This window comes from Deinococcus sp., assembly GCF_018260555.1.
GTDB lineage: Bacteria > Deinococcota > Deinococci > Deinococcales > Deinococcaceae > Deinococcus.
Genome location: NZ_JAGLBB010000027.1, coordinates 1 through 11,811 on the forward strand (window position 1 = coordinate 1; position 11,811 = coordinate 11,811).

Genomic DNA, 11,811 nt, shown 5'->3' on the forward strand with positions numbered 1-11,811 from the left:
CGCCTTCGAGCAGCGCGGCGAAGTAGGTGGTCTGTTCGCCCCAGTCCTGAGTGGGGATGCCCCGGAACGTGAAGGTCCGCAGGCGCGTGCCAAAGGCGCGTAGGGCGACCAGTGCGTCGGCCAGGCTCAGGCGGTCGCGGGCCAGCAGGGGCACCTCGACCTGACGCACAGCGTTCTGCGCGGCCCTGACCAGCTTCGCGAGGCTACCCTGCGGGTTGCGGGGGCGTTCGCGGCGCGGCAGGTTCAGGGGCGCGGCCTGCGCTGGAATCAGGCCCTCGCGTTCGCGGCGGCGCGCGGCGAGGAAGCCCACCAGTGCGTCCAGTTCCGCCAGGGCCTCCACGCCTCCCAGTACGCCCCCCAGGGTGTCGCCCGGCGGCTCGTCCCACTCGCCGCCCGGTTCAGGGTCGTCCGGCTCGGGTTGCGGGAGCAGTAGCCGGGCCTTGAGGGCGATGACGGCGGCCAGGGTGGGCAGCAGGTCCGGCCAGGCGCTCAGGGGGCCACCCGTCACGGCCTGCGCCCACGCCAGCACGTCCCGCGTGAGGTGGAGCAGTGGCACCTCGCCCGGCCCGACCCGCCCCGCCCTGAGCGCCGACGCGAGGTCCGTCAGGCTGCCCGTAAACGTCGGGAGCGACACCGTGAATCCCGCTCCGGCCGGAAGCGGCGGGGCAGGGGAGGGCAGGCTGGGCGAGGCGGTCACAGGGCAGCGGTTACGGGATCGGCGGTCATGGGCGCGGCATTCAGAGTTTCAGGAACCCGACTTTCTCGCGGACTTCCTCCATGATCGGCTGCGCGGTGGCGCGCGCCTCCCTGGCGCCCTGCGCGAGCGCGTCACGCACGAAATCCGGGTCGGCCTTCAGCGCCTCGGCCCGCTCGTGAATGGGGCTCAGGTGCTCGGTCATGCCGGCCAGCAGCGTCTTCTTGCAGTCGATGCAGCCGATCCCGGCGGTGCGGCACCCGGCGTCCACGGTCTGCAACGTGTCCAGGGTGCTGAACAGCTTGTGGTAATCGAAGATCAGGCACACGTCCGGGTTGCCCGGGTCGGTGCGGCGCACGCGGGCCGGGTCGGTCGGCGCGACCCGCAGTTTCTGCCAGATGGCGTCCAGCGGTTCCAGAATGCCGATGGTGCTGCCCGGGCCTTTGCTCTTGCCCATCTTGCCGTTGCCGTCCACGCCGGGAATCCGCAGGGCCTGCTGTTCGTACACGGCGTTCGGTTCCGGGAAGGTCTCCCCGAACGCGTGGTTGAACTTCCGGGCAATCTCGCGCGTCAGCTCGATGTGCTGCGTCTGGTCCTCACCGACCGGCACGGTATCGGCCTTGTACAGCAGGATGTCGGCCGCCATGAGTGCCGGGTACATCAGCAGGCCCGCCGGTACGCTGGCTAGCTGCTCGGACTTGTCCTTGTACTGCGTCATGCGTTCCAGTTCCCCCACGGGCGTCACGGTCGTGAAGATCCACGCGAGTTCCTGATGCTCGGGCACATGCGACTGCACGAAGAACGTGACCCGGCTGGGGTCGAGACCCACGGCGAAGTTCGCGAGCGCCATCTCGAAGGTCCGCTGCGCCAGCAGCGCCGGCTCGAACGACGCGGGGTTCGTGATGGCGTGCAGGTCTACCACGCAGTAGATGGAGTTCTTCCCGAACGTCTCGCCCAACCGCACGTAGTTCCGCATGGCCCCGAAGTAATTTCCGATATGAGGCTCACCGGTTGGCTGGATTCCTGAAAAGACACGCGGCATAACCCCGTGATTCTAGCGGGCGCCGCACACGAACAGCAGGCGGCCACGCGTGCGGCCCAGGCCACCGGGCCCGGCAACACGAAAAAGCCCCGCGCAGAGCGGGGCCGGAGCAGGGGAGGAGAGGTTACCTGTCGGCGGGGGGGGCCGCCGGGGCCTTGTCGTCCTTGGCGGGCGTCTTGCTGTCCGTGGCGGGGGCGGCGCTGTCCTGACTGGTGCTGTCCTGCCCGGCGCTGTCTTTGTTGGGTGCGGCCTTGGGCGCGGCGGCGTCCACGCGCTTTTGCTGCGCGGCCAGCACGGCCTTCAGGTTATCCTTGGGTTTCAGGGTGGCGACCTGCGCGGCCAGGAACTTCTGACCTTCTTCCGATTGCTTCTGCGACAGCACCTGCGACCTGATCTGCTCGCTCACGGCGCTCAGGGGCTGCGTGGCGGCGGGCTTCAGGTCCGTCACGTACGCCACCGAGTACCGCTCCCCGACCTTCACGGGGTCGCTCAGGCTGCCTTCCCCCGCGCTTCGCAGGTCCTTGGCCGTGAACACGGCGGCGTCCAGGGCCGCGTCCAGCTTGCCGTCGCCGGCCGTGACCTGTCCGCGCTCGCTGACGGTTCCGCCGGCCTTCACGGCGGCGGCGTTAAAGTCGGCCCCGCCGTCGTAGCTGTTGCGGAACGCGAGCGCCTTGGCCTCGTCCTTGAAACTGGCTTCGAACACGGTGCCGCTGGCGGGGGTCTGGAACTGCGCGGCGTTCTTCATGTAGAACGCCTGCACCTCGGCGTCCGTGACCTTCACGTTGCGGGCGCCGTACGCGGCGATTCCGGCGGCGATCTCCTGCTGCGTGCCGGTCAGATTGAGTTTCAGGCGCTCGGCGATGGTCGGCGCGGCGTAGCCCTGGATCAGCTGCTGCACCACCTGCGGTTTCAGGATGGAGTTCACGAGTTGCGAGGCCTGCTCAGGCTGCACCTGCTGAAGCAGCGCCGAGAACTGCTGGTTGTTCACGACCTGCTCCACGGCTTTCGAGTACGGGATGTCCCGCCCGGCCACGGTCGCCACAGTGGGGTCCTCGACCTTCCAGTTCGGGTCCTTGAACTCGATCTTGGCGTCTTTTTCCAGGCCAGTCGCCCACGCTTCGACGGCGGCGTTCTTCTTCTGCTCGTTCACAGCCGCCGTGATGTCGGTCTTGGCATCCGCGAAGGGCTTGGCGGCGGGCGCGAGGTATTTCTCGACCTTCACGATGTAGAACTTGCCGCCGCTCTCGATCACGTCGGTCAGGCCGCCGCTGGTCAGAGCGAACGCAGCGGCCCCCACCTCGGCGGGCAGCGCCACCTGCGCCACGGGGCGCGGCACGCCGTTCTCGACAGGACCGAGCGCGCCGCCGCGCTCACCGAACTCGGTGCTGTTGGCCTTGGCGAGCGCGGCGAAGTCCGCCCCGCCCCGCGCCTGCTTCAGCAGGGCCTGAGCCTTGGCCTTGTCGGCCACGACGATCTGACGGCCCTGGATGCGGGCGTCCGTCTGGAATTTGCCGGGGTTCAGGTCGTAGTACGCCTGAAGTTCCGCGTCGGTCGCGGCGGGCACGGCCTTCTTGATCTCCTCGACGCGGCGCTCGACGGCCAGACTCTGGCGCACCTGCTCACGGTACGAGCTGTCGGTCAGGCCCGCGCCCTGCAGCGCGTCCGTCCAGGCCTTGTTGTCGGTCAGCTGGTTGGCCTCGCGGACTTCCTTGACCTTGGCGGCCACATCGGCGCGGCTGACCTTCACGCCTTTCACGGCGTTCTGCACCAGCGTCTGACGAATCTGCTGCGCGACCACGAAGGTCTTGAAGTCGTCGCCCAGCACGCCGGTATCGGTACTGGCCAGCACAGGGTTGGCGCGGCGGGCCGCTTCGAGCGCCTCGACGGTCACGGTCGTGCCGTTCACAGTCAGGGCGGGCGTACCGGTCTGCCGGTTGAACAGCGAGCCCAGGTTCGGGGTGAACTGGTAGGCCATGCCCACCACCAGCAGCAGGGCCAGAACACCCAGCAGGCCGTTCACGAATTTCTTGTTTTTCACTTGATCTCCTTCATGCAAGGTGCTAGGGTACGCGAGCTATGCACTCGTAGCTCAGGTGGATAGAGCGTTGGCCTCCGAAGCCAAAGGCCACTGGTTCAAGTCCAGTCGAGTGCACCACACCGATTCCCGGAACGCCACCCTCGCGGGTGGTGTTTACGTTGAGAGTTCCGCCCGCGGGGCGCAGGCCGTGACAGGCTGGTCCGGAAGTCGCACGCGCCGGATTCTAGCACGCACGGTTAAACGGGCGTAAAGCCGGAAACGGCGTCTGCAACATTCTTTTTCGCCGTCCGGCACACCTGGGGGCCCGGCCAGGGCGATTGCGGCGCGCCTCTCCCCCCACACCCGCCGCGCCCTGTACGCTGTCACGCATGAGTGCCCCGATCAACCTCCTGACACTGCTTGAAACGCTGCCCGGCTCGTACGCCGGCCCTGCCCGCCCCGACGAGGCTCCCTACGGCCTGGTTGGCGTGGGTGAAGGCGCCCTGGCCGCCGCCATCGCCCAGACCCTGATCGCCAGCAGCCTCACGCGGGGCGGCACGCAGTTCGTACTTGGCAGCCCCGACGCCAGCGCTCTGGCCACCGATTACGCCGATCTGGCCGTCGTGGCCGGCGCGAATGCCCGCCGGGTCGCGACCGGCGGCACCCCCGAGGAGATCGACGTGCTGGTGCCCGGCGGGCCGCTCGCCACGTACCACTTTGCGCAGTTCGTCGCGCACGCCAGCGGCCACAGCGACGAGGCCGCCGCCGCCGACGCCCTGCTGGGCGACCTGGCCGCACGCTGCGCGCCGCACGTCACCGAGAACAACCCCGCCCGTGACCTCGCCTGGAGCCTGTGGGGCCGCACGCCCCTGCTGCTCGCCGCGCCCGAGGCCGAGGCCCTCCCGCACGCATGGCAGCACCTGCTGGCCCGCACCGGCAAGACCCTGAGCGTTCCCGTGCTGGGCGACCCGCTGCCCTTCGTGACCGGTGCGTTCGAAGCGCAGCACGAGAAGGGAGACGCGCGGGTCGCCCTGATCCTCGGGGACGCCGACGACACCCTGATGCTGGCCCGCGAGATCCTCGAAAGCCGCATCGACGAGATCATTCACGTGCCGTACCCGGACGGCGCCGTCGGCTACCCCGCCACGCTGGCCCTGTGGTACTTCGGCGCGTGGGTCGCCGCGTACCTCGCCGAGCGCTACGAGGTCGAACCCGGCGACCTGCCGGTCCTGGGCCGCGCGCAGGGCGTCATGAGCGGCGAGGACCGCGAGAACGCCCGCCTGGCCGCGCCCCGCGACGACCTGCGCCGCACCAACGTCCTGAAAGACTGGGCGGACGATCAGGACGTGGGCGACGTGGAACTCGACGAGGACGACCTAGACGAGTAATACGGATTCCGATTGATTCGGTGCAGTTCTGAATCAATCCGAGCGGATGCGAGTGGGAACAGCATACGGATTGGGCGGTATGGAGCCGCAGGCGGCGCTTTTCCGACTGTGGTGGAATGGAGCGGAATCCGTATAATCCGTTTGCGGGGCGCGGGAAGCAGGGCACGGTGGAGAACAGCTGCGTCCTGCCTCCCGCGCCCCGCTCCCATCAGTCCAGCGGCCCCATCAGTCCAGCGGTCCCATCAGTCCAGCGGTCCCATCAGTGCAGGGGAACGTGGCCGGGGAAGCCGATGAGCAGGTCGAGCAGGTCGCCGACCATGGCGCTGGCAGTGACCAGGCCGCCGGCCCCGCCCCCGGCGAAGATCAGGGAGCCGCACTCCTCGCCCTCGTAGACCATGGCGTTGCGGCTGGCGCCGGCGGTGCACAGCGGGTGCGTTTCGGGCAGGGATTGCGGGGCGACGCGGGCCTGCCACTCGCCATTCACGGATTCGAGTTCCGCAACCAGCTTGATGCGCTCCCCGCGGGCGCGGGCGGCCTGAATGTCGGCCTGCGTGACGTGCTCGATGCCCTGCACCTGCACGCGGTCGTATCGGAAGTTCCCGTCCGCGCAGAAGCGGGCCAGGACCGTGAGTTTGTGCGCGGTGTCGAATCCGCCGACATCCAGGGTGGGGGGGTCCTCGGCGTACCCGAGCGCCTGCGCTTCCGCGAGCGCCTGGGCATAATCCCGGCCGCCTTCCATCTGCGTCAGGATGTACAGGCAGGTGCCGTTCAGCACGGCCTGAAGGCGCGTGAAGGTACTGGCGCGCAGCACGGTGCTCATGGGGCCGATGACGGGCGTGCCGGCCATCACGGACGCCTCGTAGTACAGTTTGCCGTTCAGGGCGTAATCGCGCAGTTCGTCCCAGCATTCGGCCAGCAGGGCCTTGTTGGCCGTGATGACGGGCCGCCCGGAGCGCAGGTAGGGCCGCAGCATGGTCATGGGAAGGTCCACGCCGCCCAGCGCCTCGATCACGACCTCGCACTCCTGCAAGAAGGCGGGGTCGGTGGTCAGGGGCGTTCCGGCCGGAATGCGGCGTTCGCGGGTCGTGTCGCGCACGAGGACGCCCACGATCTCGATGCGCACGCCCAGGTCCGCGAAGATCGCTTCACGGCGTTCAATCAGATTCAGGACATCCTGCCCCACGGTGCCACAGCCGAGCATGCCCACAGTCACGGTTCTCATGCGCCCGACTGTAGCGCCCGGTCCGCGCCGGGCCGGAGGGGCGGGATAGGTGTGGGCCCCGCCCGGAGCACCCCGGTTGCCCGGACGTGAAGCCTTCCAGACGGACTGCGCTTCATCCCACCACAGTCGGAACAGCGCCGCCTGAGGCTTTATACCGCGAAGGGGCGTCTGCTGTTCCTACTCGCCTCCACTCGGACTGATTCGGGACTGCACCCAATCAATCGGAATCCGTATCAGTCAAAACCCACAGCGCCGCGCCGGGCCCATTTCCGTCTAGGGTGGGACGCTAGACTGCGTTCATGTTGCCTGTGACTTCCCTCCGCCCTGACCTTCACGGTCCCCCAGGAGCACGCCCGCGCGGGTACACCCGCGGGGCGGCCCGGACCCCCACCGCATGAGCCGCCTGACGGAACTGGCCGCCGAGTTCGGTATGGTCGAGCGCGCCCTGGGCGACCCGGCCGCGCTGGCCGACACCCGCGAGTACGCCCGCCTGACCCGCCGCCACCGCGAACTGCTGCCCTTGGTCACGCTGCTGCGCGAACGTGACAGCGTGCAGGCCGACCTGGACGGCGCGCGCGAACTGCTGAGCGACCCGGACATGCGTGAACTGGCCGCCAGCGAGATTGCGCCCCTGGAAACCCGCCTGACGGACATTGAATCGGAACTGGTGCTGCTGCTGCTCCCCACCGACCCGGACGACAGCCGGGACGTGATCCTGGAACTGCGCGCCGGGGCGGGCGGGGCCGAGGCGGGCCTGTTCGTCATGGACCTGCTGCGCATGTACACCCGCTACGTGGAAGGTGCGGGCCTGCGCCTGAACGTCCTGGACGCCAACGAGAGCGACCTGGGCGGGGCCAGCCGGGTCGTGGCGGAAGTCACGGGCGGCCCCGGCTCGCACGGCGCCTTCCGCGCCTTGCGCTGGGAGCGCGGCGTTCACCGGGTGCAGCGCGTACCCGCCACCGAAAGCCAGGGCCGCATTCACACGAGTACCGTCACGGTCGCCGTCCTGCCCGAAGTCGAGGAGGACGAGGTGCAACTCGACCTGTCCGAGGTCCGCATCGACGTGTTCCGCTCGCAGGGCGCGGGCGGGCAGGGCGTGAACACCACCGACTCGGCCGTGCGCGCCGTGTACCGCGCCGGTACGCCCGACGAGATCATGGTCGTGTGCCAGGACGGCCGCTCGCAGATCAAGAACCGCGAGAAGGCCCTGGTGGTCCTCGCCTCGCGCCTCGCCGAGCGGGAACGCGCCGCCCGCGAGGAACGCGAACGCTCGCAGCGGGCCTCGCAGGTCGGTAGCGGCGACCGCAGCGAGAAGATCCGCACGTACAACTACCCGCAAAACCGCGTCACCGACCACCGCCTCGAAGGCGACGACAAGAACTACCCGCTCGACAGCGTGATCGCCGGGAACGTCGCGCCCATCGTGGCCGCCCTGGCCCGCGCCCAGCGTGAACTGCAACTCATGGACATGGCCGCCCGCGACGCCCAGGAGACCTCACATGGCGCGGCGTGACCTGCTGGTCGCCGCCGGGATCCTGCGCGACCGCTTCGGTCGGGTGCTGCTGGTCGGGAACGACTGGCAGGGCCACGGGCGCGTGCGTCACACCCTGCCCGGCGGGGTCGTGGAACCCGGCGAGACCCTCCCGGAAGCGCTGTACCGCGAGATCTTCGAGGAAACCGGCCTGAAACTCACGGGCATCAAGCACATGGCCTACACCGTGCACATCGAGGACGAGCGGCGCGGCGAGCGCGCCATCGCCGTGGCATTCGAGGCCACCTGGGACGGCCTGCTGAACCCCGCCGACCCGGACGGCTTCATCGTCGAGGCGCGCTTCTGCACCCTGGAAGAAGCGCTGGACCTGATCGAGTCGCCGCCCATGCGTGAACCTCTGAGTGACTTCCTGAAAACCGGCGAACCCGGACGCTTCTACGCCTTCAAAGGCTGGGACGGTCGGGGAGGCCTGCGCATACCGACGCTCAAACCCCGCCCGTAAGCACCGTGCCAGGTTCACCGCCGCAGATCAGGCTTCCTTTCACGTGGACAGGGAGCCTGATCTGCGGCGTGTCATGTGAACGGCCGTCTGGTTCGCTCGGGACCCGCCAACGCCCCGGGCTGCCAGTGAAACGCCCAGAACCCGCTTCTGCTCCCACTCATACGGATTCCGCTCCATTCCGCCGCAGTCGGGAAGACACCGCCTGCGGCTCCATAACGCGAAATCCGTATGCTGTTCCTACTCGCGTCCGCTCGGATTGATTCAGAACTGCAGCGAATCAATCGGAATCCGTATCGCTTCGCTCGGATTGAATGGACTGCAAAGACCGTTCAATCCGAGTCCGTCCTACATGTATTCGACGGCCAGGATCTCGAACTCGGCAGTGCCCTTGGGCAGTTGCACCGCGACCTTCTCGCCGGCTTTACGACCTGCCAGGGCCTTCCCGATGGGGCTGGCGTCACTGATCTTGCCGTTCAGAACGTCCACCTCGTAGGTGCCGACCAGTTCGAACTTGTGCTCCTTGCCCCTGGCGTCTTTCACGGTGACCGTGGCGCCCAGGCCAGCGCCGCCGCTGCTGTCTTCCTCGATGATCACCGAGCGTTCCAGCTGGCTTTCCAGTTCCGAGATGCGGGCCTCGTTCTCGGACTGCTGCATGCGGGCCTCGTCGTAGGCGGCACTTTCCCGCAGGTCGCCGTCGGCAATGGCGCGGCCCATGTTCTCGGAGATTTCCTCACGCTTGGTGGTTTTCAGGAAGTGAAGGGTTTCGAGCAGTTTTTCATACCCGCGCGGGGTCATGGTGATGCGTTCTTTCGTCATAGACAGTCAAGTATAGAGCTTCGGGTGCTCAGGATGTCTGTGCGGTGGCCGCCTCTCACGGATCGGCCACTCGGTACTCGGGCGCCTCTGCATCGCGGTGGCGGGCGGCGCAGGTAGTGATGATGAAGGACGCCCTCAGCGGCTCCCCACGCACCCCGGCGCAGCGGCGGGTACGCTGGGCACCATGACCCGCAAGAACGATTCCGAGTACGCCCCGGAGGGCGAAGTGCGAGACGACGGCACCACCGCCGAACTGGTGCAGGACAAGATGGCCGCCGAGAGCCTGCTGCGCGGCGCCGCCTCTGCCGACAGCACCAACCCCAACGACCAGCCGGGCTTCAATGACGGCGTGCTGGGCGGCCACGACTTCGAAGACCGCCAGGGCACCCCCAACAACGACGGTGACAGCGACCTCGAAGGCCGCGCGCAGGGCGGTGACGGCGCGCACCGCAGCGGTGGCGTGGACGGCGGCCCCGCCCGCACCACCCTGCTCCCCCGCACCGGGAAGTAACCCACCACAGCCCCCCCGACCGCTGATCTGGTCGGGGGGTTGTACGTCTGACTGTCGGCGGCCGTCAGGGGCTGTCGCTGCTCGGGCCGACTCCGGTGGTATGGCTGGTAAAGCCATTCAATACGAGAGGACGCGAGTCAGAGGACAGACAGTCTGGCCCGGAGTAGACAGGCCGCCGCAGACGCGGCTTTTCGGCCGCCCACTGCGGCGGCTGTGGCTACGAGTCCATGACCTCGACTGCAACCTGCTCGCCGCTGTCAAGGTCCATCACGAAGTGATCGCCGTCCAGGCGGACCTTCGAGAGGATCTGCTCGTCACCCTGTGGGCGGGTCGTGGCGCGCAGTTCCACGAACGGGCGCAGCGGCGTGCGGATGACCTTGGGGGCCAGAATCTCCTCGACCTGAAAGATGCCGCCCGAATTGTTCATGGTCACGCTGATCAGCACCGGCTTGTCGCGGCCCTTCTCGATAACGACCTGATCCACGGCCAGCGCACTGATCGAGTGGATGTCCACGCTGCCCAGGCTGAATGCCTTGCGGCCCCGGCCCTTGGTGATGTCCGTACCGTCCGCGACGGCCACGATGCCGCCCTCAATGGTCAGCGGGGCGGGATTCAGGTCGTGGCAGTTGATCCCTCCCAGAATGAACGAGCGGACCTTGGTGCGTTTGAACGGGTCCGGGTACAGCGGTCCCATGATGCGGTCCAGGATCGGCTGGGCCAGTGCCACGCCGTGCGCCTCGTGCCCGGCCCGGTGAATCTGGTTGCCGATGTCGTGCAGCATGGTGCCCAGAATCACGGTCAGGAACACGTCGTCGGGGTCGCCCACGCCGCTGTCCATCAGGTCGGGTTTCACGCTGCCTTCCAGCAGCAGTTCCGTGATCGCCATGGCCGCCGCACCCGTGATGAACGCGTGCACGCGCCCGTGGTCGTTGTACCCCAACTTGCGCATGGTGATGTAGTTCGCCATGTCCCAGTGCGCCAGGGCTTCCGGGTCGCCGCGCAGGGCCTCGTACGCCGCCAGGGCACGCGGGTACGACACCAGGTCGGCGCGGATGGCGCTGTCGGCCTCCTCGATCAGCTTGGCGCGGGGCGTGGTGAACTCCACGACGCGCTGGCCGTTGGGGGTGGCGCTGTCCTCACGGCCCGGCGCGGGCGGCGTATGGCCTTCGACGTCACTCACAAAGCCGCTCTGCACACTCAGGCGGAACTTCTTGGGGTTGCCCTTCGCGTCCGAGGGGCCGCCCTTTTCACTCACCCTGGAACGCCGCCGGGCGCTTGTTCAAGAAGGCGTCCACCCCCTCGCGGAAGTCTTTGGTGGCGACGGTCATGCCGAACAGGTCCGCCTCGATTTCCAGGCCGCCTTCCAGGGTGGTATCCATGCCGCGCCGCACGGCTTCCTTGACCAGCGAGATGGCGATGGGCGCATTTTTCAGCATGGCCTCGGCGATCTCGCGCGCGCGGGTCAGGGCGTTGTCGGCCACGTAGTTCACGAGGCCCATGCCGAGCGCCTCGTCGGCCTTGACCTGACGGCCCGTGAGGATCATGTCCAGCGCGCGGCCCGTGCCGATCAGGCGCGGCAGGCGCTGCGTGCCGCCGAACCCGGGAATCAGGCCCAGGCTGGTTTCCGGCAGGCCCAGACGGGCGGTCGTGGCGGCCACGCGCACGTCGCAGGCCAGCGCGAGTTCCAGTCCGCCGCCCAGCGCGTACCCGTTCACGGCCGCAATCACGGGAATGGGCAGACTGCTGATCTGATGCATGACGTCCTGCCCGGCCAGCGCCAGTTCGCGCCCGTCGTACACGCCTTCCAAGTCGCCGAACTCGCTGATATCAGCGCCCGCCACGAAGGCCTTGTCGCCCGCGCCTGTGATGATCAGCACGCCCACCTCGGCGTCCTCGATGATGACGTTCACGGCCTGCGCGATCTCCGAGAGGGTATCGGCGTTCAGGGCGTTCAGCGCCCGGGGGCGGTTGATGGTCAGCACGGCGATGGGGCCATGCTGGTCGATCTGCACGTTATCGAATTCCAGTTCGTCGAGTTGCGTCATGAGGTTATCCTGCCACAGCCCGCGCGGCCACGCGGAGCGTACCTCACGAACAGCGCCGCCATGCCGTGCAGGCGGCCCCGTG

11 protein-coding genes and 1 tRNA gene are annotated in these 11,811 nt (G+C 68.2%); 5 read left to right on the plus strand and 7 right to left on the minus strand.

All coding sequences use genetic code 11. The annotated features are described in order from the left end of the window. From QZ271_RS06980 to QZ271_RS06990, 3 genes are all read right to left on the minus strand, one after another. The coding region (locus tag QZ271_RS06980) for a segregation/condensation protein A (protein ID WP_291430004.1) at positions 1–697 on the minus strand (697 nt) is incomplete at its 3' end. 40 nt (positions 698–737) lie between these two features. Next, positions 738–1,736 (minus strand): tryptophan--tRNA ligase, encoded by a 999-nt coding sequence (gene trpS, locus QZ271_RS06985; protein ID WP_291430005.1) that lies wholly within the window; start codon positions 1,734–1,736, stop codon positions 738–740. A 124-nt stretch (positions 1,737–1,860) separates the two neighbouring features. Continuing rightward, positions 1,861–3,774, minus strand: a complete 1,914-nt coding sequence (locus QZ271_RS06990) for a peptidylprolyl isomerase (protein ID WP_291430006.1) — start codon at positions 3,772–3,774, stop codon at positions 1,861–1,863. 40 nt (positions 3,775–3,814) lie between these two features. On the opposite strand from QZ271_RS06990, the gene QZ271_RS06995 reads away from it, so the two are divergent. Beyond that, positions 3,815–3,891: transfer RNA gene (locus QZ271_RS06995), tRNA-Arg, on the plus strand. 251 nt (positions 3,892–4,142) lie between these two features. Next, a complete protein-coding gene (locus tag QZ271_RS07000) occupies positions 4,143–5,141 on the plus strand; it encodes an SIS domain-containing protein (RefSeq protein WP_291430007.1) in 999 nt (332 codons plus the stop codon). Between the two features lie 259 nt (positions 5,142–5,400). Here the strand turns inward: QZ271_RS07000 and QZ271_RS07005 are convergent, their stop codons facing one another. After that, entirely contained in the window at positions 5,401–6,363 is a 963-nt protein-coding gene (locus QZ271_RS07005; RefSeq protein WP_291430008.1) for a homoserine dehydrogenase, read from the minus strand. A gap of 394 nt (positions 6,364–6,757) precedes the next feature. Between QZ271_RS07005 and prfA the strand changes: the two genes are divergently transcribed. After that, on the plus strand, positions 6,758–7,876 hold the full coding sequence (gene prfA / locus QZ271_RS07010; protein WP_291430009.1) for a peptide chain release factor 1: 1,119 nt from the start codon (positions 6,758–6,760) through the stop codon (positions 7,874–7,876). Then, positions 7,863–8,357 carry an NUDIX hydrolase gene (locus QZ271_RS07015; RefSeq protein ID WP_291430010.1) on the plus strand — a complete coding sequence of 165 codons (495 nt, stop codon included), beginning with the start codon at positions 7,863–7,865 and terminating at the stop codon, positions 8,355–8,357. Before prfA ends, QZ271_RS07015 begins: the two co-directional genes overlap by 14 nt. A 345-nt stretch (positions 8,358–8,702) precedes the next feature. Here the strand turns inward: QZ271_RS07015 and greA are convergent, their stop codons facing one another. After that, complete coding sequence (gene greA / locus QZ271_RS07020; RefSeq protein WP_291430011.1) at positions 8,703–9,173, minus strand: transcription elongation factor GreA; 471 nt, start codon at positions 9,171–9,173, stop codon at positions 8,703–8,705. Positions 9,174–9,357: 184 nt separating this feature from the next. Between greA and QZ271_RS07025 the strand changes: the two genes are divergently transcribed. Continuing rightward, a complete protein-coding gene (locus QZ271_RS07025) occupies positions 9,358–9,684 on the plus strand; it encodes a hypothetical protein (protein WP_291430012.1) in 327 nt (108 codons plus the stop codon). 217 nt (positions 9,685–9,901) lie between these two features. Here the strand turns inward: QZ271_RS07025 and QZ271_RS07030 are convergent, their stop codons facing one another. After that, positions 9,902–10,939, minus strand: a complete 1,038-nt coding sequence (locus QZ271_RS07030) for a phosphohydrolase (protein WP_291430013.1) — start codon at positions 10,937–10,939, stop codon at positions 9,902–9,904. Continuing rightward, the gene (locus QZ271_RS07035) at positions 10,932–11,729 is read right to left on the minus strand and encodes an enoyl-CoA hydratase-related protein (RefSeq protein ID WP_291430014.1); all 798 of its coding nucleotides are present in this window, start codon (positions 11,727–11,729) and stop codon (positions 10,932–10,934) included. Before QZ271_RS07035 ends, QZ271_RS07030 begins: the two co-directional genes overlap by 8 nt. Positions 11,730–11,811 lie beyond the last annotated feature (82 nt).

Excerpts from the sequence above, each read along its gene's own strand:
- QZ271_RS07005 (WP_291430008.1), bottom strand. The coding sequence starts at position 6,363 with ATGAGAACCGTGACTGTGGGCATGCTCGGCTGTGGCACCGTGGGGCAG.
- QZ271_RS07000 (WP_291430007.1), top strand. The coding sequence starts at position 4,143 with ATGAGTGCCCCGATCAACCTCCTGACACTGCTTGAAACGCTGCCCGGC.
- QZ271_RS07025 (WP_291430012.1), top strand. The coding sequence starts at position 9,358 with ATGACCCGCAAGAACGATTCCGAGTACGCCCCGGAGGGCGAAGTGCGA.
- QZ271_RS07015 (WP_291430010.1), top strand. The coding sequence starts at position 7,863 with ATGGCGCGGCGTGACCTGCTGGTCGCCGCCGGGATCCTGCGCGACCGC.
- prfA (WP_291430009.1), top strand. The coding sequence starts at position 6,758 with ATGAGCCGCCTGACGGAACTGGCCGCCGAGTTCGGTATGGTCGAGCGC.
- QZ271_RS07035 (WP_291430014.1), bottom strand. The coding sequence starts at position 11,729 with ATGACGCAACTCGACGAACTGGAATTCGATAACGTGCAGATCGACCAG.
- greA (WP_291430011.1), bottom strand. The coding sequence starts at position 9,173 with ATGACGAAAGAACGCATCACCATGACCCCGCGCGGGTATGAAAAACTG.
- trpS (WP_291430005.1), bottom strand. The coding sequence starts at position 1,736 with ATGCCGCGTGTCTTTTCAGGAATCCAGCCAACCGGTGAGCCTCATATC.